We start from the raw sequence: 359 nt of genomic DNA, 5'->3' as shown, positions 1-359 counted from the left end.
AATCCTTGTCCAATGGCCTCCATAGCGATAGCAACGGCTAAATGCGTTTTCCCCACGCCGGGAGGCCCGAGAAACAACACGTTTTCTTGCCTCCCAACGAACGTCAGCGCAGCCAGTTCACGAATCAGTCGTTCATCAATCCCCGGTTGAAACGAGAAGTCGAATTCGTTCAGCGTACGCCGATAAGGGAGGTGAGACAGCTTCATGCGGACCTCTACATTTCGGCGCTGGCGATCCTGAATCTCAGCGTCCAGTAGATCATTGAGGAAAGAGAGATACGTGCTTTGGCTCCGGCTGGCAGCTTCCAGCTTGGCATCAAGCGATTGGGCGGCTTGACCCAAACCAAGTTCCTCCAGACG

At 54.3% G+C, this 359-nt stretch carries 1 protein-coding gene; it reads right to left on the bottom strand.

Annotated elements, in window-relative coordinates:
• The coding region (locus EIZ37_RS25715) for an ATP-binding protein (protein WP_235828236.1) at positions 1 to 356 on the bottom strand (356 nt) is incomplete at its 3' end.
• Between the last annotated feature and the right edge of the window lie 3 nt (positions 357 to 359).

It is taken from the genome of Brevibacillus migulae, assembly GCF_004521915.1.
GTDB lineage: Bacteria > Bacillota > Bacilli > Brevibacillales > Brevibacillaceae > Brevibacillus_F > Brevibacillus_F migulae.
The sequence above is the reverse complement of the archived record's forward strand: the minus strand, read 5'-3'. Positions and strand labels throughout refer to the sequence as shown.